Here is a 20,944-nt window from a genome sequence, read left to right as displayed (position 1 = left end):
GGCCGTTTCTAATCGATTCCGGAGCCGCCGCCCGCGGCCTCGACCACGATCACGACGGCGCGGTCGTCGGAGGAGACGGGTTTGCCGCCGTCCTTGTTCACCGTGCCGCCGATCGCGAGCTGCTCGGTCATCAGGTCGAGCCCGTCGACCCGGCCGAAGCCCTCGGCCTCGCCCATGACGATCTGCGGCTTGCCGGTGAACGTGCCGTCCGGGGCCTGGGCGAGGTTCTGCAGGTGGCCCGCCTTCGACATGGCGACCCACAGCGTCCGGGTGGGGGAGGCGCAGCCCGAGACGCCCGGCTTGTCCGGCCATGACCAGGCCGGGGCACCCAGGGGCTTGCCGAAGTCGACTTTGTAGAGCACGTCCGCGGCCGCGGTGCGGTCGGTGACCCAGGTCTTCGACCCGTCAAGGGAGCTGCACACGCCGCCGGGTGAGGTCAGGCCGCTGACGACCACGGCGGACGGCGTCGGGTTGTCCTCGGCGGGCTTGCCCGCTGAGTTGATCCGCAGGATCTTGCCCGCCTGGGACGCTGGGTCGGCCGCGGCGGCGGTGTTGCCCGCGTTGCCGGTGGCGATGAGCAGGGCGCCGCGGTGGTCGTTGGCCAGGGCGCCCCGGTTGCCGGTCGCGCCGCGTGGGATGCCGGTGAGCACCGGTTTCGGCGTGTCGTTGGGGGCGATGCGGATCAGGCGGTTGTCGGTCGGGGTGGTGATGTAGGCGAAGAGGAGCTGGTCCTCGGCGTACGTCGGGGACAGCGCCAGGCCGGTCAGGCCGCCGTCGGTGGTGGCGTCGACCGGGACAGTGGCCACCACGGTCGGCGCGCTGCCCTTGCGGACCAGCAGGATCCGACCGGTCTTGCGCTCGCCGACCAGCGCCGTCGGGTTCGAGCCGTCACCGGGCAGCGCGGCCACCGCGACGACGGTGTCCAGGCAGGTGGCCAACACGGCAGGGTGGAAGTCGGTGCAGCCGTCCGGCGGCGGGATGGGCTCACCCGGATCGCGCTCCGGCGCGTCGACCGCGCCGCCGCCGCTGTCGCCACCGCCCGTGTCGGGTTCGGGCGCGGCCTGGGGGGTGAGCGGGGTCTGCGGCTGCCAGCTGGCCGCGGGCGGCTGCTCCTCGAACGTGGCGCACGAGGTCAGCAGGGCGGCCGCCACACACGTGGCGGCGAGCGCGCGTCGACCCGACATGGGACCCAAGGCTAGGAGGACGTCCGTGAATGTCCCGTGAGCGACTGGTCGGCGGCCACCCGGTCGAGCAGCAGGTTCAGTTCCTCGACGATGGTCAGCGGGTCCTCCAGCGGCAGGAAGTGGCTGGTCGGCACCACCTTGATCCGCGCCTGCGGGAGCACCGCGGCGGCCCGGGCGGTGAAGCTCGGGTCGGCCAGCAGGTCGTAGCGGGCGCCGAGGACGGTGACCGGGCAGGTGACGCCGGTCAGGTCGCGGTTCGGCACGTCGGCCAGGGCCAAAGCCAGCGTCAGGTACCAGCGCCAGTCGTGGTGCAGGAATCGGCGCATGGCGCGCACGACGTCGCCGGTGTCGGCGCCGGGGAGCATGAAGCCGCTGTGCTGCAGGGCGCTCGCGGTGAGCCGGTTGACCGGGACGCGGTGCAGCACGGCGTCGATGACCGGACCGGCGGCGCGCAGGCCTTGCGCGATCGTGCGGGCGACCGGGCGGCGGACCGCGACGGGCACGCCGGGCAGGCCGAGCATGGCGCCGAACAGGTCGCCGGGCACGCCCGCGGCCAGCATCAGCCCCGACACCCGCTCAGGGTGCCGGGTGGCCAACTCGGCGGCCACCATGACCCCCATCGACCAGCCCATCACGACGCACCGCTGGACCCCGGCGGCGTCCATGACGGCGATGGCATCGGCGACGTGGTCGTCGAGGGTGATCCGGTCGGGGTCGGTCGGCCGCTCGGAGCCCATGGTGCCGCGGTGGTACCAGCTGATGACCCGCACGCCCGAGGACGGCAGCAGCAGCGCGGGCCAGGCCTCGGGGATCGTGCCGAGCCCAGGGCAGAGCAGCACGACCGGCCCGTCGGACTCGGTGTGCCAGCCGCGGAGCCGGGTGCCGTCGGCGCTGGTGAGGTCGTGTTCACGCATCGGGACAAAGTGTGCCCGAATTTCGCTCCGACATAGTGTGTTCCCCGTGACGGTCACTGTGTTGGTTCCAGATGAGCACGGGGTCGCGGCGCTGGCCGGGGTCGAGGGTATTCGCGTGCTGGCGCACTCGCCCGAACTGCCGCCCGACGGCGTTGACGCGCAGGTGCTCGTCCCCGACTTCCTCGGCGGTTCGGCGATCGCCCTGCTCGACCGGCTGCCCGACCTGCGGCTGGTGCAACTGCTCACCACGGGCGCCGACTCGTGGGTGGGCAAGCTGCCGCCGCACATCATGCTGTCCACCGGCCGCGGCGCCCACGGCGGCAGCACCGCGGAGTGGGTGGTCGGCGCGCTGCTGGCGGTCTACCGCGAGCTGATCGACTTCGACATCGCGCGGCGAGCCGGTCAGTGGACCCCGCACATCACCGACACGTTGCAGGACAAGCGAATCCTGGTGATCGGCGCGGGCGACCTCGGTCAGCAGCTGCACCGCAGGCTCGACGCGTTCGACGCGCACACCACCCTCGTCGGCAGCCAGGCACGCGCGGGCGTGCGCGGGATCGATGAGGTCGCGGACCTGTTGCCCGGGCACGACGCGGTGGTGCTGATGGTGCCGCTCACCCCGGCCACGACCGGCCTGGTCGACGCGGCTTTCCTGGCCCGCATGCGCGACGGCGCGATCCTGGTCAACGCCGCGCGCGGCCCCGTGGTCGACGCCGACGCGCTGCTCGCCGAACTCACCTCGGGCAGACTGCGCGCCGCGCTGGACGTCACCGACCCGGAGCCGCTCCCACCCGGACATCCACTGTGGACCGCGCCGAACGTGCTGATCACCCCGCACGTCGCCGGAAGCTGCCACGGCCACCGCGAGCGCGCCTATCGGGTCGCCGCGGCCGAGATAACCCGGTTCGTCAATGGGGAGAACCCTCGCAATCTCGTCAAGGGACTCTATTAACCGTGTCGACACGGCGGGTACTTGACTGATCGCCTAGTCTGCGGCGGTGAGTATCGATGACGGCCGCTCGACGGGCGGCAACGCGGACAGCGGATATTTCACGCCGTCCGAGCAGCGCTACGCCGGATCCGGCCACGACGACGCGACGACCACGATGACCACCGAGGACGACGTCGCCGTCCGCGAACCCCACCAATGGCACTTCGGCGCCGACTTCGGCCTGCTCGTCCTGCGCGTCACCCTCGGTGCGCTGGTGCTGGCCCACGGGCTGCAGAAGGTCTTCGGGATCATGCAGGGTCCGGGGATCGACGGCTTCGCCAGATACCTGACGAGCTTGGGCTTCGAGCAGGCGACTCTGCTGTCCTGGGTCACCGGGGTGACCGAGCTGGTCGCGGGTGGTCTGCTGATTCTTGGACTGTTCACTCCTGCTGCCGCGGCGGCGGTGTTGGGTGTGATCGCAAACGCGATCTGGGTTCAGGTTGATGTCAAGGAATTTGTTGGCGCGGTGGAGAAGGAGACGCTTTACGCGGCGGCGGCGTTCGCGCTGTTGTTCGCGGGGGCGGGGAAGATCTCGTTGGACCGGAACACGCCGTGGTTCCGGCGGGCGCCCGCGTTCGGGTTCCTCTTCTTCTTGCTGGCTGCTGGGCTTTCGGTGGTCACGCTGGTTGTTCTTCGTTAGGACCATCGCTGGCGAGGGGGCGCGTCCGACGTGGATGCGCCCCCTCTTCGCGTCTATGGCAGAAGGATCGGCACGTCGCACATGGGAGGGCGAATAGTCTTCCTCGCGTCATCGGCTGTGATCGCCAACGTACGAAAGCCCGCGTCCATGATGACTTTGTGCAGCCGGTTCGGCTGGCTTGTTCCCACATAGGCCGCGCTGACAAACGGCATGTGAGTCGGGCAGGAGCCTCACGTTGTGCCGTCGAACTCATCGGCGATGGCGTCGTTGACTTCCCCTGAGTCCCAATCGTCCGCGACGGTGACACGGCCTTTCAAGATCCCGTAGGTCGAACGCCCCGGCTTCCGGGCATGGGGATCACCTTCGCCACAGGTGTCCGCACGGCTGATGGCGATCTCTTCGCCGTGCTCGACTCGCTCGATGATGCGCGACAGGTTGGCCTTGGCATCGTCGAGGTTGAACTGGGAAACGGGCTCCGCACCCATGGCGACCTCCTTGGCTGAGGAGCTAAGTCCATGGGTGCGGAGTCGTCAATCGAATGGCTACCGCGAGGGGTCTCGGACTGCTCCGGTTGACGCGTCAGTGGCCATGCGGGCGTAGGCGCGGAGGGCGGCGGTGATCGGGCGGACTCGGTCCACCGGCTGCCAGGGGCGCTCGCTGGTCTCCATCTTCGCGCGTCGTTCGGCCAAGATCTCTGGGCTGACCAGGAGTTCCAGGGTCCGTGCGTGAACGTCGATGCGGATCTGGTCGCCATCCTCGACCAGGGCGATGGTGCCGCCGCCCGCGGCTTCGGGGGAGACGTGGCCGATGGAGAGGCCGCTGGAGCCGCCGGAGAAGCGGCCGTCGGTGATGAGGGCGCACTTCTTGCCGAGGCCAGCGCCCTTGAGGAACGCCGTCGGGTGCAGCATTTCCTGCATTCCGGGGCCGCCCGCAGGACCTTCGTAGCGCACGACCAGGACGTCGCCCGGCTGGATCTGCTTGCCGAGGATGACCGAGACGGCCTGTTCCTGGCTCTCCACGACCCGGGCGGGGCCCTGGAAGGTGAACAGCTCTTCCTCAATACCCGCGGACTTGATCACCGCGCCTGCTTCGGCCAGGTTGCCATGGAGAACAGCCAGGCCGCCGTCGACGGTGTAGGCGTTGGCGACGTCGCGGATGCAGCCGCCCGCGGCGTCGGTGTCCAAAGAGGACCAGCGGTTCGAGGTGGAGAAGGCCTTTGTCGTGCGGACTCCGCCGGGGGCGGCGTGGAATAGTTCCACCGCTCGCTCAGACGGTTCCGCGGCGCGGATGTCCCATTCGGACAGCCACTGTTCCAGGTTGGGGCTGTGGACCGACCAGACGTCGGTGTTGAGCATGCCACCGCGGTAGAGCTCGCCAAGGAGGGCGGGGATTCCGCCCGCGCGGTGGACGTCTTCCATGTGGTAGTCGGAGTTCGGCGAGACCTTCGACAGACATGGCACGCGCCGCGAGATGGCGTCGATGTCGGCGAGGGTGAACTCGATCTCGCCTTCGCGGGCGGCGGCGAGGATGTGCAGGACCGTGTTGGTCGAGCCGCCCATGGCCATGTCGAGGGCCATCGCGTTCTCGAAGGCCTTGCGGTTGGCGATCGAGCGCGGCAGCGCCGTCTCGTCGTCTTCCCCGTACCAGCGCTTGCACAACTCGACGACAGTCGTTCCCGCGCGGGTGAAGAGGTCCTTGCGGGCGGAGTGGGTGGCCAGGGTGGAGCCGTTGCCCGGCAGCGCGAGACCCAGCGCCTCGGTGAGGCAGTTCATCGAGTTCGCGGTGAACATGCCCGAGCAGGAACCGCAGGTCGGACACGCGGAGCGCTCGACCTCGGTCAGCCCGGCCTCGTCGACCTCGGGGCTGGCCGACGCCGAGATGGCGGTGATCAGGTCGGTCGGGGCCTGGGCGACGCCGCCGACTACGACGGCCTTGCCCGCCTCCATCGGTCCACCCGAGACGAACACCACCGGGACGTTGAGCCGCAGCGCGGCGTTGAGCATGCCGGGGGTGATCTTGTCGCAGTTGGAGATGCACACCAGCGCGTCGGCTTGGTGGGCGTTGACCATGTACTCCACCGAGTCGGCGATGATCTCGCGCGAGGGCAGGGAGTAGAGCATCCCGCTGTGGCCCATGGCGATGCCGTCGTCCACCGCGATCGTGTGGAACTCGCGGGCGACGCCGCCCGCCTCGCGGATCGCGTCGGCCACGATGTCGCCGAGGTCGCGCAGGTGCACGTGGCCCGGCACGAACTGGGTGTAGGAGTTGGCGATGGCGACGATGGGCTTGCCGAAGTCGCTGTCGGTCATGCCGGTGGCCCGCCAGAGCGCGCGGGCTCCGGCGGCGTTGCGGCCGTGGGTCGTGGTGCGGGAGCGCAGCGCGGGCACGGGCTCCTCCGTATCTTGTCGCTCGACTAGGACATGGGCGCCGGATGGGCGCGGGCAACGGGAGCGGTGCCGTCCAGGTTACTCCGCGTCGGCGGGGGTCTGGGCGGGCTGGTCGGCGACGTCACTCTGGGTCTCGTCGGACGGCACCGGCTCGGTCGGGTCGTCCAGTCTGCCCCGGCTGACCAGGGACAACGCGGGCAGGTGGCGGACCCGGACCGACGGCAGCCCGACCTCGGTGTCGTCGGACCGCACCGCCTTCACTCCCGCGCGCTTGGTCAGGCGCAGGCCCTTGAGTGACTCCCACGGCAGCACCTTGCGGCCGATGACGCCGCGGACGATCAGCCCGTCGGCGTCGGCTGTGGTGCGCACCCGCACGACCCACACGATCATGGCCAGTGGGATCAGCAAGAGCGCGGCAAGTGCAGGCGCGGCGAACGCGACCGGCGCTGCGCACACGGCCAGGAGCAGGGCCGCGAGGATCGCCACGCCCGGGACACGGAACACGAGGCGGGAAGGAATCTGCTGCTCGGACACCGTTCAATGGTGCACCCACCGCGTTCGCCCGCGGCGTTCGGGGCCGCGGGTGCCGTCCAGTATCCGGGATCACCATCCCGCAGAGTTGACGCCCTACGCCGAACGCATTAGCGTCCTAACCGTGCCCTCACAGTCAATTCTCGTACTTCCGCCGCGCGTTCGACGCTGACGGGAGCCAGCACGCATCGAACGCGCGGACCCTCGTACGACCATGCCGGTCGACGGGGGCTTTTTTGTGCCCGGACCCGATTTCCGCAGCCAGATGACCTTCTACCCACGAGGCAGAAACCGATGACAAGCGCCACCTCGCGGCCCTCTCCGGCCGCCGCGACCCCTGGGGCGGCCCCGCAGTCCGCCCGCCCCAAGCCAGCGCCGCCATCCGGCACCCCGATCCGGGTGACCGGTGCGCAGTCACTCGTCCGGTCCCTTGAGGCGGTAGGCGTCGAGATCGTCTTCGGCATCCCCGGCGGCACCATCCTGCCCGCGTACGACCCGCTGCTCGACTCCACCAAGGTGCGCCACGTCCTGGTCCGCCACGAGCAGGGTGCGGGCCACGCGGCCACCGGCTACGCGCAGGCCACCGGCAAGGTCGGCGTCTGCATGGCCACCTCCGGCCCCGGCGCGACCAACCTGGTCACCCCGCTGGCCGACGCGAACATGGACTCCGTGCCGCTGGTGGCCATCACCGGCCAGCAGACCCGCGCGCTCATCGGCACCGACGCCTTCCAGGAAGCCGACATCTGCGGCATCACGCTGCCCATCACCAAGCACAACTTCCTGGTCACCGACCCCGCCGACATCCCGCGCACGATCGCCGAGGCGTTCCACCTGGCCAAGACCGGTCGCCCCGGCCCGGTGCTGGTCGACATCCCCAAGGACGTGCTGCAGGAGCAGACCTCCTTCATCTGGCCGCCGGAGCTGCGCCTGCCCGGCTACCGGCCGACCACGCGTCCGCACGGCAAGCAGGTCCGCGAGGCCGCCAAGCTCATCGCCCAGGCCAAGCGCCCCGTCCTCTACGTCGGCGGCGGCGTCATCAAGGCCCAGGCCTCGGCCGAGCTGCTGGAGCTGGCCGAGCTGACCGGCATCCCCGTGGTCACCACGCTGATGGCCCGCGGCGCGTTCCCCGACTCGCACAAGCAGCACCTGGGCATGCCCGGCATGCACGGCACCGTGCCCGCGGTCGGCGCCATGCAGCGCTCCGACCTGCTGGTGGCCCTCGGCGCCCGCTTCGACGACCGGGTCACCGGCCAGCTGGGCTCCTTCGCCCCGGAGGCGGCCATCGTGCACGCCGACATCGACCCGGCCGAGATCTCCAAGAACCGCCGCGCCGACGTGCCGATCGTCGGTGACTGCAAGGAGATCCTGATCGAGCTGATCGCCGCGGTGAAGGCCGAGCGGGCCCTCGGGACCGCCGACATCGCCCCGTGGTGGAAGCAGCTCGACGAGTGGCGCGCGACGTACCCGCTGGGGTACGAGTGGCCGGAGGACGGCACGCTGTCGCCGCAGTACGTCATCGAGCGCATCGGCGAGCTCGCCGGGCCCGACGCGATCTACACCGCAGGCGTCGGCCAGCACCAGATGTGGGCCGCGCAGCACATCCGCTACGAGAAGCCGGGCACCTGGCTCAACTCCGGCGGCCTGGGCACCATGGGCTACGCCGTGCCCGCCGCGATGGGCGCCAAGTTCGGCAAGCCCGACACGGTCGTGTGGGCCATCGACGGCGACGGCTGCTTCCAGATGACCAACCAGGAACTGGCCACCTGCGCCATCGAGGGCGCGCCGATCAAGGTCGCGGTCATCAACAACGGCAACCTCGGCATGGTCCGCCAGTGGCAGAACCTGTTCTACTCGGAACGCTACTCCCAGACCGACCTCGGCACGCATAAGTACCGCATCCCCGACTTCACCCTCCTGGCTGAGGCCCTGGGCTGCGCGGGCCTGCGCTGCGAGACCAAGGAAGAGGTCGACGCGGTCATCCAGCGCGCGATGGAGATCAACGACCGGCCCGTGGTCATCGACTTCGTCGTCGGCAAGGACGCCCAGGTGTGGCCGATGGTCGCCGCGGGCACCGGCAACGACGAGATCATGGCCGTGCGCGGCATCCGGCCACTGTTCGATGAGGACTGAGCACATGACCACCCACACTCTGAGCGTCCTGGTCGAGAACAAGCCGGGTGTCCTGGCCCGGGTCGCGGGGCTGTTCTCGCGGCGCGGGTTCAACATCGAGTCCCTCGCCGTCGGCCCGACCGAGCACCCGGACGTGTCCCGGATGACGATCGTGGTCGCGGTCGACGAGCTGCCGCTGGAGCAGGTCACCAAGCAGCTGAACAAGCTGATCAACGTCATCAAGATCGTGGAGCTGGAGCCGTCCATCGCCGTGCGGCGCGAGCTGCTGCTGGTCAAGGTGCGCGCCGACGCCACGGTGCGCAGCCAGGTGCTCGAGACGGTGCACCTGTTCCGGGCCAAGGTCGTCGACGTCTCGCCCGAGGCGCTGACCATCGAGGCGACCGGCAACTCCGACAAGCTCGAGGCGCTGCTGCGCATGCTCGAGCCCTACGGGGTGCGCGAGATGGTCCAGTCGGGCATGGTCGCCATCGGCCGTGGTCCTCGCTCTATCACTGCCACGGCAGTCCGCTGAGTTTGTAGTCCCAGGAAGGAAGAACCACCAGCATGTCCGTCGAGATCTTCTACGACGCCGACGCCGACCTGAGCATCATCCAGGGTCGCAAGGTCGCGGTCATCGGTTACGGCAGCCAGGGCCACGCCCACGCGCTGAGCCTGCGGGACTCCGGAGTCGACGTGCGCGTCGGCCTGCCCGAGGGCTCCAAGTCGCGCGCCAAGGCCGAGGAGCAGGGCCTGCGCGTCCTGACCCCGGCGGAGGCCTCGAAGGAGGCCGACCTGATCATGCTGCTGGCGCCGGACACCAAGCAGCGGTTCATCTACACCGACGACATCGAGCCCAACCTCAAGGACGGCGACGCGCTGTTCTTCGGTCACGGCTTCAACATCCGCTACGACCTGATCAAGCCCCCGGCGAACATCGACGTGGCCATGGTCGCGCCGAAGGGCCCCGGTCACCTGGTCCGCCGCCAGTTCGTCGACGGCAAGGGCGTCCCGGCGCTCATCGCCGTCGAGCAGGACGCCACCGGCGGCGCGCAGGCGCTGGCCCTGTCCTACGCCGCGGCCATCGGCGGCGCGCGGGCGGGCGTCATCAAGACGACCTTCACCGAGGAGACCGAGACCGACCTGTTCGGCGAGCAGGCCGTGCTCTGCGGCGGCGCGTCCGCGCTGGTCCAGACCGGTTTCGAGGTGCTCACCGAGGCGGGCTACGCCCCGGAGATCGCCTACTTCGAGGTGCTGCACGAGCTCAAGCTGATCGTCGACCTGATGTACGAGGGCGGTATCGCCCGGCAGCGCTACTCGGTGTCCGACACCGCCGAGTACGGCGACCTGACCCGTGGCCCGCGCGTCATCACCCCCGCGGTCAAGGCGGAGATGAAGAAGATCCTTGGCGAGATCCAGGACGGCACCTTCGCCCGCGAGTGGGTGGCCGAGGACGAGGCCGGTCGCGAGAACTACCGCAGGCTGCAGGAGCAGGGTGAGAAGCACCCGATCGAGGAGACCGGCCGCAAGCTGCGCGGCCTGATGTCCTGGGTCGACCGGCCGATCACCGAGACGGCGTGATCTCCAGGGGCCCGCTTCGGCGGGCCCCTGCTCTCAGAAGTCCGGCCGCGTTTGCAGTGTGATGAGCGCGGCCGGAGCGAGTTCGGGGGCGAACGAGAAGCCGGGGAAGCCGCCCCAGGCGATCGACGCCCGCAGGTACTCCACCAGCGTCACCCCTGGTCGGCCCGCGACGTGCCGCACGACCGGGTCGACGCCGAGCGCAGGCAGCTCCACGTCGTGCGTGCGGCCCGCGACGTTGGCTTTGAGGCTCTCGTCGGGGGCCAGGGCGAAGGTGAAGTGGCCCGGGTCCTCGCACTGCTCCCACTCGTAGGCGAGGTAGTAGGCGTTGCCCAGGCACAGCGGGTCGGGGTACTCGGGGCCGGGCGGGTCGCCCTTGGGTGATGGCTGGTTGTGGTAGGTCAGCTCCAAGGCCTCGCAGTCGCCCGCGAACCACACCTCGCCGACCCGGCGCAGACACGCCTCCAGTGCCAGCGGCAGCCCACCGATCTTGTCGACCAGGGTGTCGACCAGGTCGTCGTCGGACTCAGTCGGCGGCTGATGGGCCGGGACCAGCCGGTCGGCGGCCACCCACCCCAGCTCGGGCAGCGCCGCGGCGATGCGGGCCACGTGCTGGGAGACCCGGATCATCGTCTCGTCGGCCACCGCGGCGGCGTCCTCGGCCAGATGTTCGGGAACCGCTCCGATGGATCGGAGCTCGGCCCACACGGCCTCATGCTCGCCGTGCAGGTAGCGCCGGTAGTACGAGCTCACGGGCGACACGCTACTGAGCGCGACCACTCGGTGGGCGGACCGACACGTTCCGGCATCACGAGCCCGCCCACTGCGGTATACCTGGGCGCGACAAATTCCGTGATGCTCTAGGAGACGTGATGGACAGCGCCCCCATCTACGACGACAAGGCCGAGGTCCGCGGCAACCTCGACCTCACCAAGGCCGAATGGCAGCGCGCCGCCGAACCCGACGCCGACCCCGACGGTGAATACGTCGAGATCGCGTTCGTGCCGCACACGGACGGCAAGACGTACATCGCCATGCGCAACTCCAAGTACACCGGCCCCACCGACACGGTCCTGGTCTTCACCGAATCCGAGTGGGACGCCTTCGTGGAGGGCGCCAAGGCAGGCGAATTCGACGAGCCGTGGTGACCCCGGGCGAACCGCCCGGCGAGACTCGGGGGAATTTCACTGAATCGGGTGAATCCGCCTGGACCGCCCCGGATGAGGCGGCGCGGTGGAGCCCTCCCGGCAAGGGCGGCTGGACGGCGCCTGAGGAGGGCGGGCCGCCTGTGGATCGCGCGGTCGGGACCTTCGCGGCCGATCCCGGTGCGCTGGCTGAGCGGCCAGGCGGTTGGCAGGCATCGGCGGGCGATCTGCTGCCCGGCGGGGGACCCGCGGGCCGACCGGCGCCGGGGAGTCCAGCGGGACCTGTTGGTCCGCGGGCGCGGCAGGCGGCCGGGCCAGGGGACCCGCACGCGCGGCAAGTGCCTGCTGGGCCCGTTGGCCCACGGGCTGGGAGCCCGGCGGGGCCCGTTGATCCGCGGGTCGGTAGCCCCGCGGCGCCCAGAGAGCAGTGGGCGGGGAGCCCGGCGGGGCCCATTGATCCGCGGGTTGGCGGCCCTGTGGGGCCCGGTGAGCTGTGGGCGGGGAGCTCGGCGGGATCCGGTGATCCACGGGTCGGTAGCCCGGCGGGGCACAGTGACTTACGGGCAGGGAGTCCGGCGGGAGCCGGTGACCCACGCGGGCAGCACGCGCCCGCGGGTGGGCCGCGGCCCGCGCCTGGGCCGGGAAGTGGGCCTGGTGGCGGGTTCGTCGCACCGGGGCAGCCGGGTTCCGCGCCGCAGTGGTCGCCGGAGTCGACTCAGCGTGGGGCGCATCAGGCGGGCCGCCCTGGGCCGCAGCACACCGCACCGGGTGAGGTGTCGCAGCGACCGCCTGGGCAGCAGCACGCCACGCCGGGTGAGGTATCGCAGCGACCGCCTGGGCCGCAGCACACCGCACCGGGTGAGGTGTCGGAACGACCGCCTGGGCCGCGGATGGGCCGGACCGGCTCGATGCAGGCGACCGGAGGACGTTCGGCTTCGCTCCCGACTCAGCCTCCGCAGGGCCCTGAGCCGCGCCCGGTGCCGACTCGGTCCGATGTGCGCGCTGCCGGAGCGCAGCCGTCCGGGATCATGTCGCGGCCCGCTCAGCCGTCCGCGTCGCATCGGACGCCTGGTCCGCAAGGGTTCACCCCGCCGCCGCAGTCCGGACCGAGATCCCCGAGCGTGTCCCAGCCACTTGGTCCCCCGCCGACCCCCCAGTCGTCCGGACCTCGCCCAGCGCCGGCCCCACCCCAGCGGTTCACCGCGCCGCCGCAGTCGTCCGGCCCGCGCCCGTCGGCGAGCCTGCCGCCCACCAGGCCGCATCCGTCGGGGAGCGCGTCCCAGCAACTCGCCGCGCCACCTCCCGGCCCACGTCCCTCGTCGACGTCGCAGCCGCTCGCCGCGCCGCCCCCGCGTCAGCCTGGGCCTCGGCCGGTGCCGAACTCGCCGCATGGTCATGGGGCTGGGCCATCGCCGAGTACATCGCAGCCGTTCACGCCCCCGCCCGCCCTTAAGCCGACGCGGGTGCGGCCCGCGTTGCCGGATTTCGGGGGGTTCGGGCCCGCCGGGTCCGGCTCGTACCAGACCGGCACCACCCCGATGCCCGTGCGCCCGCAGGACGAGCATCCGGAGTTGCCCACGGTCAAAGACCAGGAGCGCAAGCGGCCCGCCTACCTGGTCGAGGGCGACGACGACGAGATGTTCGGCACCGGAGAGTTCACCGCGCCTCCAGTCATCGGCGAGTGACGATCGACAAGATCGCGGCGACGAGCGGGGATGGCCGGTCGGTGCCATGTCAGTTATCCCACCTACTGGTGTAACGGTTCAGTCCACGTCATAGACTCGCCGTCGTCTGGTTACAGCGCGGTAACCGTCCTCCGGCCCAGCCTCCTGACCTTGGAGTCGCAGCGTGACCATTTCGTCCCGTCCCGTCGTCCTCATCGCCGAGAAGCTCGCGCCGTCCGTGCTGGACGTGTTCGGTGACGAGATCGAGGTCCGCCACGTCGACGGCACCGACCGGCCCGCTCTGCTGGCCGCGGTCGCCGACGCCGACGCGCTCCTCGTCCGTTCCGCCACGCAGGTCGACGCCGAGGTGCTCAAGGCCAGTGACAAGCTCAAGGTGGTCGCCCGCGCGGGTGTCGGCCTTGACAACGTCGAGGTCCCGGCCGCGACCGACCGGGGTGTCCTGGTCGTCAACGCGCCCACGTCCAACATCGTCTCCGCCGCCGAGCACGCCGTCGCGCTGCTGCTCGCGGTGGCCCGCCAGGTGCCCGACGCGCACGCCACCCTGCAGCAGGGTGAGTGGAAGCGGAGCAAGTTCTCCGGCGTCGAGCTCAACGGCAAGGTCGTCGGGGTCGTCGGCCTCGGCAAGATCGGGCAGCTGTTCGCCCAGCGGCTCGCCGCCTTCGGTACGACGCTCATCGCCTACGACCCGTACGCCTCGCCCGCGCGCGCCGCGCAGCTCGGTATCGAGCTGACGACGCTGGACGACCTGCTCAGCCGCGCCGACGTCATCTCCGTCCACCTGCCCAAGACGCCGGAGACCAAGGGTCTGCTGAACGCAGCCGCGCTGGCCAGGACCAAGAAGGGCGTCATCATCATCAACGCCGCCCGCGGCGGTCTGATCGACGAGCAGGCGCTGGCCGATGCGGTCACGAGCGGTCAGGTCGGCGGCGCCGGGGTCGACGTGTTCAGCACGGAGCCGACCACCGAGAGCCCGCTGTTCGGCGTGCCCGGCATCGTGGTGACGCCCCACCTCGGCGCCTCCACCAGCGAGGCGCAGGACCGCGCGGGCACCGACGTGGCCCGATCGGTGCTGCTGGCCCTGCGCGGGGAGTTCGTGCCCGACGCGGTCAACGTCGCCGCCGGTGGCGTGGTCGGCGAAGAGGTGCGCCCGTACCTGCCGCTGACGCAGAAGCTCGGCACCGTGCTCTCCGCGCTGAGCCCGAAGGCGCCCAGCTCGGTCAGCGTCGTCGTGCGCGGCGAACTGTCCACTGAGGACGTCTCGATCCTGCCCCTGGCCGCGCTGCGTGGGGTGTTCTCCGCCATCGTCGAGGACCAGGTCACCTTTGTGAACGCGCCGCGGCTGGCCGAGGACCTCGGGGTCACCATCGACCTGGCCAAAGAGTCCGAGAGCCAGAACCACCGCAGCCTGGTCACGCTGCGCGCGGTCTACCCCGACGGCACCGCCCACACCGTCAGCGGCACGCTCTCGGGCCTGGCGCAGGTGGAGAAGCTCGTCGAGGTCAACGGCAGGCACTTCGACCTGCGCGCCGAGGGCGACGTGGTGTTCCTGGAGTACTCGGACCGCCCCGGCGTGATGGGCACCGTCGGCACCCTGCTGGGCGAGGTGGGCATCAACATCGAAGCCGCGCAGATCAGCCAGACCACCGACGGCGCCGACGCGGTCATGCTCCTGCGCGTGGGCCGGTCGGTCGACCCGTCGGTGCTGGAGTCCATCGGCAAGGCCATCGGCGCCAAGATCGTCCGCTCAATCGATTTTAGCTGACCGACCAGCGCGGCCCGATCGGGTCGCGAGGATCGAAACGGCTGACCCGGAGTGTGGGAAACATGATCTCCATGTCCACTGGCTGAGAAGTCCGATCTACCCATCCACGGTGCCCGGAACGGTTGGTGTTAGGCCGTTCCGGGCACCGTTGGTGTAGCTGGAGGGCAAATTCCTGCCCTCGCAACCACCCAGTGGGGTGGCGAGGTGCGGCAATCGGGCCTATTGCCGGTAGCCTTTCGTTCGTCTACGAGGCCCTGTCAGTTCGGGCCGATACTCCGGGAGGTGTGTGCATGCGGCTCGCGGTGATCCCAGGTGACGGGATCGGGCCGGAAGTCATCGCTGAGGCACTCAAGGTGCTTGGCGAGGTCGTTCCGACCGCGGAGATCACCCGCTACGACCTCGGCGCGTCGCGCTGGCACTCGACGGGGGAGCTGCTGCCGGAGTCGGTGCTCGGCGAGCTGCGCGGGCACGACGCGATCCTGCTCGGCGCCGTCGGCGACCCTTCGGTGCCCAGCGGAATCCTGGAGCGCGGCCTGCTGCTGCGTCTGCGGTTCGAACTCGACCACCACGTGAACCTGCGCCCCGCGCGGCTCTACCCCGGTGTGAAGAGCCCGATCGTCGACCCGGGCGAGATCGACATGATCGTCGTGCGGGAAGGCACCGAGGGCCTGTACGCGGGCAACGGCGGTCTGTTGCGAAAGGACACTCCGCACGAGATCGCGACCGAGGTCAGCGTCAACACCTCGTTCGGTGTCGAGCGGGTCGTGCGCGACGCGTTCGGCCGGGCGGCGGCGCGGCCGCGCAAGCACCTCACGCTGGTGCACAAGACCAACGTCCTCACCCACGCGGGCTCGTTGTGGTCGCGCGTTGTCGAGGAGGTCTCGCTGCAGCACCCGGACGTGACGGTCGCCTACCAGCACGTGGACGCCACCACGATCCACATGGTGACCGACCCGACCCGCTTCGACGTGATCGTCACCGACAACCTGTTCGGCGACATCCTCACCGACCTGGCGGCGGCGGTGACCGGTGGCATCGGCCTGGCGGCCAGCGGCAACCTCGACATCACCAAGCGCAACCCGAGCATGTTCGAGCCGGTGCACGGCAGCGCGCCGGACATCGCCGGGCAGGGCATCGCCGACCCGACGGCCGCGGTGCTGTCGGTGGCGCTGCTGCTCGACCACCTCGGCGAGGTCGAGGCGGCCCGCCGCATCGAGGCGTCGGTGGCGTTCGACCTGGCCACCCGCGACCACGCGTCACCCGGTGGCACCTTCGCCATCGGCGACCGCCTGGCGGCGCTCGTCTCCTCGAACGTCCGAGCGGTCCAGCAGTCCTAGTTTCGTGATCCGACAAGGCCGTCCCCGACAAGGGGGCGGCCTTTCGGCTTGGTTAGCCAGACTTTCGCGCCCGGAACGCCGCGGTCTTGACCCGGTTCTGGCAGGCCGTGGAACAGAACCGCCGCGTCCCGTTCTTCGAGGTGTCCAGGTAGGCGCGGTCGCACGCGGGCGCGGTGCAGATGCCCAGTCGGTCGATCGCCGGGTTCCCGAGTACGATCGCGAGCCCGGTCGCCATCGACGCCGCCCAGCTCACCTCCCACGACGCGTCCAGCGCGTGGAAGTGCAGATGCCAGGCCTCACCGTCATGCCTGCTGAGCACCGGCGTCGCGCCGGTCTCGGCGGTGATCCGGTTGATCTCCTCGCACGCGCTGTCCACTTCACCCCCGTCGACGGCGGCGATCACCCCATGCAGCCGCACCCCCCACGCGCCGAGCCGGGCGGCCGCGCCATCACTCGGCGGCGGCCCCCAGGTCGAATTCCGCGCGGCGAACATCCGCGCCAGCGCGCTGGTCAACGCGGAGCCGGTGGGGGCGACGTAGGGCTTGCCGCGCAGATGACCGGACGTCACCTCGTTGGCCAGCGCCAGCGCGGATTCCACGACGATCGAGGAGTGACTGTCGAAGTCCACTTGACCAGTTACGTCCTTGTCTCTAGTGTCGTCACTGTCGTTTGAAGTATTGACAGTAACCGGGAGGGCTTGTGGACACCATAACCGCACGCAAGTGGCTGGACCGCTGGGACACTCAGCAGGAGCGCTACATCCCCGACCGCGAGGAGCGCTTCCGCGTCGTCGTCGACGTGGTCAAAGCCGCCACCGACGGTGTCGCCAAGCCGAAGATCGTCGACATCGGCTGCGGTCCCGGCTCGCTGGGCGAGCGGCTCGCGGGCGCGCTGCCGCACGCCGAGATCGTCGGGGTCGACGCCGACCCGCTGCTGCTCGACCTGGCCGCCTCGGCCGCCCGCGCCGACATCCGGTTCGTCCGGGCGCACCTCAATGAGCCCGGCTGGGACGCGGCCGTCGCGCTCGACGGTCCGTGGGACGCCGTCGTGTCCAGCACGGCACTGCACTGGCTGGCCCCCGACGACCTGGCCAAGGTGTTCGCCACCGCGGCGAGCAGGCTGCGGCCCGGCGGCGTGCTGGTCAACGCCGACCACATGGTGCTGACCGAGCCGCTGCAGCAGTACGCCAAGGTCGTGCGTGAGGCGCGCACCGACCGTGCGGGTGTGGTCGACAACGAGGACTGGCGGTCATGGTGGGACGCGGTGCTCGCCGACGTCGGCGACGATCTGGCCCGCGAGCACTCGGCCGTGGCGATCTCGCACGACTCGTCCAGCGACCTCACCGTCGGCCAGTACGCCGACCTGCTGACCGGGGCGGGCTTCTCGGCCGCCGGGCCGGTGTGGCAGTTCGGTGACGACCACGTGATGGTCGCCGTCCGGTGATCGCGGCCGCCGACTCACGGTCCCAGGAGATGGGAATCTGGGTCCGTGAGTTGGTACGGCCGAGTCCACTGTGGCACCATCGCTGTGTGACCGCCTTCGTTGTGATCATTATCGAAGAGCGCGCTGGGTAAGCGTTTCCCACCCAGCGCGCAGACCTCTCGCATCCAAGCGGGGGGTCTTTTTGTTTTCCCGACACCGATCCCAGGAGCACTCGTGACCCGCACGACGCCCGCCGGAACGCCGCTCGGCGACACCTTCCACGTCTATGACACGACGCTGCGTGACGGTGCCCAGCGGGAAGGCATTTCCTACTCGGTGGCCGACAAGCTCGCGGTCGCCCGGCTGCTCGACGGGCTCGGCGTGGGGTTCATCGAGGGCGGCTGGCCTGGCGCGATGCCCAAGGACACCGAGTTCTTCGCCCGCGCCGCGGCCGGTGAACTCGACCTCAAGCACGCCGCACTGGTTGCCTTCGGGTCGACCCGGCGCGCGGGTGCGCGGGCCGACCGGGATCCGCAGGTCCGGGCGCTGCTGGAGTCCCAGGCGCCGGTCATCACCTTGGTCGCCAAGTCCGACCGGCGGCACGTCGAGTTGGCGCTGCGGACCGATGTAACCGAGGCGGCGGAGATGGTCCGCGACACCGTCGCGTTCTTGGTCGGCGAGGGCAGGCGGGTCTTCCTTGACGCGGAGCACTTCTTCGACGGCTTCGCCTACGACCCTGATTGCGCGCTGCGGGTCATCGGCGCGGGCATGGAGGCGGGCGCGGACGTCGCCGTGCTGTGCGACACGAACGGCGGACAGCTGCCGCTCGGCCTGGCCGAGACGGTGCGCGAGGTCATCGACCGGACCGGCTTCCGGGTCGGCATCCACTGCCAGGACGACACTTCCTGCGCGGTGGCCAACAGTCTCGCGGCGGTACAGGCGGGCGCGAGCCATGTCCAGTGCACCGCGAACGGTTACGGGGAGCGGGCAGGCAACGCCGACCTGTTCGCCGTGATCGGCAATCTCGTGACCAAGCTCGGGATGGCGGTGCTACCCACCGATGCCGTCCCCGAGCTCACCCGGGTCTCCCATGCCCTTGCCGAGATCGCGAACATCGCCCCGAACACCCACCAGGCATATGTCGGGACGTCGGCTTTCGCCCACAAGGCGGGACTGCACGCGAGCGCGATCAAAGTCGATCCGGAGCTGTACAACCACATCGATCCGGAACGTGTCGGCAACGACATGCGGGTGCTGGTCACCGAGATGGCAGGCCGGGCCAGTCTGGAGCTCAAGGGACATGAGCTCGGGATTGACCTGGCCGCCGAGCCCGACGCGCTCAACAGCGCGCTGCGCAAGGTCAAGGATTTGGAGGCGCGCGGCTGGTCGTTCGAGGCGGCCGACGCCTCGCTGGAACTGCTGCTGCGCGACGAGGTCGGCGGCGACATCCGGGCGCCGTTCGAACTGGAGTCCTACCGGGTCATCCTCGACCACCGCATCGACGGCGAGGTGGTCTCGGAGGCGACGGTGAAGGTGCACGTGGCGGGCCGCAGGGTCATCGCCACCGCCGAGGGCAACGGCCCGGTGCACGCCCTGGACGCGGCCCTGCGCAAGGCGCTGCTGCCGTACCTCCCGTGGCTCGACGAGGTCGAGCTGACCGACTACAAGGTCCGCATCCTGACCGGCGGCGGCGGGCCGCGGGCGACCGAACACGGCACCGACGCCGTCACCAGGGTGTTGGTGCAGTCCACGGACCACGACCTCGAATGGACCACGGTCGGCGTGCACGGCAACATCGTCGAGGCCAGCTGGCTGGCACTCTGCGACGCGCTCGCGCACAAGGCCATGCGGGTTCGGTCCGGCGTGCCTGCCGGAGGCCTGCGACCGTAGCCCCTGTCGGGTGGTTATGGAGGCCTTGTACTGCGGACGGGCTTGATCGCCGGGATCGTGCTGGTGACGGTGGCGGGCTGTGCCGGGTCGGGATCGACCGGCGGGCAGGCCGCGCCGCCACCGGGCGCCGACTTCGACAAACTGGTCCCCGAGTACCTCTTGGCCAAGCAGAGTCTGAGGCCGATCGAGCGCTGACATAGGGTGACGGGGTGCGAATCGCTCGAATTGCCCACCCCGAAGGCGTCGCCTTCGTCGCCGTCGAGGGCGACGGCCCAGACCTGGTCGCCGCGGAGATCGCCGAACACCCGTTCGGCGCCCCCACGTTCACCGGCCGCCGCTGGCCCCTGGCCGACACCAGGGTCCTCGCCCCGATCCTCCCCACGAAGATCATCTGCGTCGGCAAGAACTACGCCGACCATGCCGCCGAGATGGGCGGCGAGGCCCCAGCCAACCCGGTGATCTTCATGAAGCCGTCCACCACGGTCATCGGCCCGGGAGCCGCCATCAAACTCCCCCGCGACTCGACCCGGGTCGACTTCGAGGGCGAACTCGCCGCGGTGATCGGCATGCCGTGCCGAGACGTCCCCGCGGCCAAGGCCAAGGACGTCATCCTCGGCTACACGATCGCCAACGACGTCACGGCCCGCGACCAGCAGAAGGCCGACGGCCAATTCACCAGGGCGAAGGGACATGACACGTTCTGCCCACTCGGCCCGTGGATCGAGACCGCGGTGGATCCGTCGGACCTGGGGATTCAGACCAGTGTGGACGGAGAACTCAAGCAGGACGGTCGAACGTCGAAGATGATCCATGACGTCCCCGCCTTGGTGGAGTGGATCTCGCGGGTGATGACCCTGTTGCCGGGAGATGTGATCCTGACTGGGACTCCGGCGGGCGTCGGCCCAATCGTGGACGGTCAGTCGGTAACGGTAAAGATCGACGGCCTAGGCGAACTAACCAACCCGGTAGCAAAACGCTAGACCCAAGCGATGGAATTGGCCGGACTGGCGGGCATCCCTCCGGTTGGGGTGCCGGTCATCCGTTCGCCTGGCCACTCCGTGTCGCGGGGTGGGGCATGGTGAGGTGCGGCCGGTGGTCGGGTGGGGCCAAATCAAGGGTTCGGTCACGCCATCCCGCGATGGGGGATGTGGACGCAGACTCCGCCCGGTCACGCACCCTGATCACCGTCGTGCCGTCACGCAGCCCGTATTAGGCGAGGGCGAGCAGCTTGCGGGCCACCGCGACGACGGCGATGCCGCGGCCCGCCGCGCGGTGATCCCGTCCCGGGTGGCCACCAGCCAGCCGGTGTCGGCCGGGACACGTTGCTCACTCCCAGCACGGCGGCCTCGAAGGCGGCGCTCATGGCCTGCTC

The 20,944-nt window shown here is 70.2% G+C and carries 20 protein-coding genes; 13 read left to right on the top strand and 7 right to left on the bottom strand.

Annotated elements, in window-relative coordinates; genetic code table 11:
• Positions 1-8 precede the first annotated feature (8 nt).
• Together BN1701_RS18195 and BN1701_RS18190 are read right to left on the bottom strand one after the other, a co-directional pair.
• On the bottom strand, positions 9-1,184 hold the full coding sequence (locus BN1701_RS18195; protein ID WP_054050426.1) for a sorbosone dehydrogenase family protein: 1,176 nt from the start codon (positions 1,182-1,184) through the stop codon (positions 9-11).
• 11 nt (positions 1,185-1,195) lie between these two features.
• Positions 1,196-2,098, bottom strand: a complete 903-nt coding sequence (locus BN1701_RS18190; RefSeq protein WP_054050424.1) for an alpha/beta fold hydrolase — start codon at positions 2,096-2,098, stop codon at positions 1,196-1,198.
• 46 nt (positions 2,099-2,144) lie between these two features.
• On the opposite strand from BN1701_RS18190, the gene BN1701_RS18185 reads away from it, so the two are divergent.
• Complete coding sequence (locus BN1701_RS18185; RefSeq protein WP_054055954.1) at positions 2,145-3,050, top strand: 2-hydroxyacid dehydrogenase; 906 nt, start codon at positions 2,145-2,147, stop codon at positions 3,048-3,050.
• 46 nt (positions 3,051-3,096) lie between these two features.
• A complete protein-coding gene (locus BN1701_RS18180) occupies positions 3,097-3,729 on the top strand; it encodes a DoxX family protein (RefSeq protein ID WP_054050422.1) in 633 nt (210 codons plus the stop codon).
• A 230-nt stretch (positions 3,730-3,959) separates the two neighbouring features.
• Here the strand turns inward: BN1701_RS18180 and BN1701_RS18175 are convergent, their stop codons facing one another.
• The 3 genes from BN1701_RS18175 to BN1701_RS18165 form a co-directional block, all read right to left on the bottom strand.
• Positions 3,960-4,214: a type II toxin-antitoxin system Phd/YefM family antitoxin gene (locus BN1701_RS18175; protein ID WP_054050421.1), complete on the bottom strand. Its 255-nt coding sequence runs from the start codon at positions 4,212-4,214 to the stop codon at positions 3,960-3,962.
• A gap of 57 nt (positions 4,215-4,271) precedes the next feature.
• Positions 4,272-6,116 (bottom strand): dihydroxy-acid dehydratase, encoded by a 1,845-nt coding sequence (gene ilvD, locus BN1701_RS18170; protein WP_054050419.1) that lies wholly within the window; start codon positions 6,114-6,116, stop codon positions 4,272-4,274.
• A 78-nt stretch (positions 6,117-6,194) separates the two neighbouring features.
• Positions 6,195-6,650 carry a PH domain-containing protein gene (locus tag BN1701_RS18165; RefSeq protein ID WP_067520780.1) on the bottom strand — a complete coding sequence of 152 codons (456 nt, stop codon included), beginning with the start codon at positions 6,648-6,650 and terminating at the stop codon, positions 6,195-6,197.
• Positions 6,651-6,941: 291 nt separating this feature from the next.
• Here BN1701_RS18165 and BN1701_RS18160 point away from each other — a divergent pair, with 291 nt between their 5' ends.
• Genes BN1701_RS18160 through ilvC form a run of 3 tightly spaced genes read left to right on the top strand, consistent with a single transcriptional unit; the run spans position 6,942 to position 10,334 of the window.
• Complete coding sequence (locus tag BN1701_RS18160) at positions 6,942-8,777, top strand: acetolactate synthase large subunit (protein WP_054050417.1); 1,836 nt, start codon at positions 6,942-6,944, stop codon at positions 8,775-8,777.
• 4 nt (positions 8,778-8,781) lie between these two features.
• The gene (ilvN, locus tag BN1701_RS18155) at positions 8,782-9,288 is read left to right on the top strand and encodes an acetolactate synthase small subunit (RefSeq protein ID WP_054050415.1); all 507 of its coding nucleotides are present in this window, start codon (positions 8,782-8,784) and stop codon (positions 9,286-9,288) included.
• Between the two features lie 32 nt (positions 9,289-9,320).
• Complete coding sequence (gene ilvC, locus BN1701_RS18150; protein ID WP_054050413.1) at positions 9,321-10,334, top strand: ketol-acid reductoisomerase; 1,014 nt, start codon at positions 9,321-9,323, stop codon at positions 10,332-10,334.
• 33 nt (positions 10,335-10,367) lie between these two features.
• Here ilvC and BN1701_RS18145 read toward each other — a convergent pair whose 3' ends face one another.
• Positions 10,368-11,084 carry a hypothetical protein gene (locus tag BN1701_RS18145; RefSeq protein WP_157368056.1) on the bottom strand — a complete coding sequence of 239 codons (717 nt, stop codon included), beginning with the start codon at positions 11,082-11,084 and terminating at the stop codon, positions 10,368-10,370.
• Positions 11,085-11,203: 119 nt separating this feature from the next.
• Here BN1701_RS18145 and BN1701_RS18140 point away from each other — a divergent pair, with 119 nt between their 5' ends.
• From BN1701_RS18140 to BN1701_RS18125, 4 genes are all read left to right on the top strand, one after another.
• Complete coding sequence (locus tag BN1701_RS18140; protein ID WP_054050409.1) at positions 11,204-11,479, top strand: DUF397 domain-containing protein; 276 nt, start codon at positions 11,204-11,206, stop codon at positions 11,477-11,479.
• A gap of 1,472 nt (positions 11,480-12,951) precedes the next feature.
• Positions 12,952-13,161, top strand: coding sequence for a hypothetical protein (locus BN1701_RS35660; protein WP_157368055.1), 210 nt, complete (start codon positions 12,952-12,954; stop codon positions 13,159-13,161).
• A 163-nt stretch (positions 13,162-13,324) separates the two neighbouring features.
• The gene (gene serA / locus BN1701_RS18130) at positions 13,325-14,923 is read left to right on the top strand and encodes a phosphoglycerate dehydrogenase (RefSeq protein ID WP_054050405.1); all 1,599 of its coding nucleotides are present in this window, start codon (positions 13,325-13,327) and stop codon (positions 14,921-14,923) included.
• Between the two features lie 290 nt (positions 14,924-15,213).
• Entirely contained in the window at positions 15,214-16,260 is a 1,047-nt protein-coding gene (locus BN1701_RS18125) for a 3-isopropylmalate dehydrogenase (protein WP_054050403.1), read from the top strand.
• A 52-nt stretch (positions 16,261-16,312) separates the two neighbouring features.
• Here the strand turns inward: BN1701_RS18125 and BN1701_RS18120 are convergent, their stop codons facing one another.
• Positions 16,313-16,888, bottom strand: coding sequence for a CGNR zinc finger domain-containing protein (locus tag BN1701_RS18120; protein ID WP_054050402.1), 576 nt, complete (start codon positions 16,886-16,888; stop codon positions 16,313-16,315).
• A 71-nt stretch (positions 16,889-16,959) separates the two neighbouring features.
• Here BN1701_RS18120 and BN1701_RS18115 point away from each other — a divergent pair, with 71 nt between their 5' ends.
• The 4 genes from BN1701_RS18115 (at position 16,960) to BN1701_RS18105 (ending at position 20,552) form a co-directional block, all read left to right on the top strand.
• Positions 16,960-17,703 carry a trans-aconitate 2-methyltransferase gene (locus BN1701_RS18115; protein ID WP_054050400.1) on the top strand — a complete coding sequence of 248 codons (744 nt, stop codon included), beginning with the start codon at positions 16,960-16,962 and terminating at the stop codon, positions 17,701-17,703.
• A gap of 213 nt (positions 17,704-17,916) precedes the next feature.
• Positions 17,917-19,572 (top strand): citramalate synthase, encoded by a 1,656-nt coding sequence (cimA, locus tag BN1701_RS18110; RefSeq protein WP_054050398.1) that lies wholly within the window; start codon positions 17,917-17,919, stop codon positions 19,570-19,572.
• A 42-nt stretch (positions 19,573-19,614) separates the two neighbouring features.
• A complete protein-coding gene (locus BN1701_RS35655; RefSeq protein WP_157368054.1) occupies positions 19,615-19,767 on the top strand; it encodes a hypothetical protein in 153 nt (50 codons plus the stop codon).
• 14 nt (positions 19,768-19,781) lie between these two features.
• Positions 19,782-20,552 carry a fumarylacetoacetate hydrolase family protein gene (locus tag BN1701_RS18105; protein WP_054050396.1) on the top strand — a complete coding sequence of 257 codons (771 nt, stop codon included), beginning with the start codon at positions 19,782-19,784 and terminating at the stop codon, positions 20,550-20,552.
• The last annotated feature ends 392 nt before the right edge of the window (positions 20,553-20,944 follow it).

The organism is Alloactinosynnema sp. L-07, assembly GCF_900070365.1.
Classification (GTDB): Bacteria; Actinomycetota; Actinomycetes; order Mycobacteriales; family Pseudonocardiaceae; genus Actinokineospora.
Note: the sequence above shows the minus strand (reverse complement) of the source record. Positions and strands in the feature narration are given on the sequence as shown.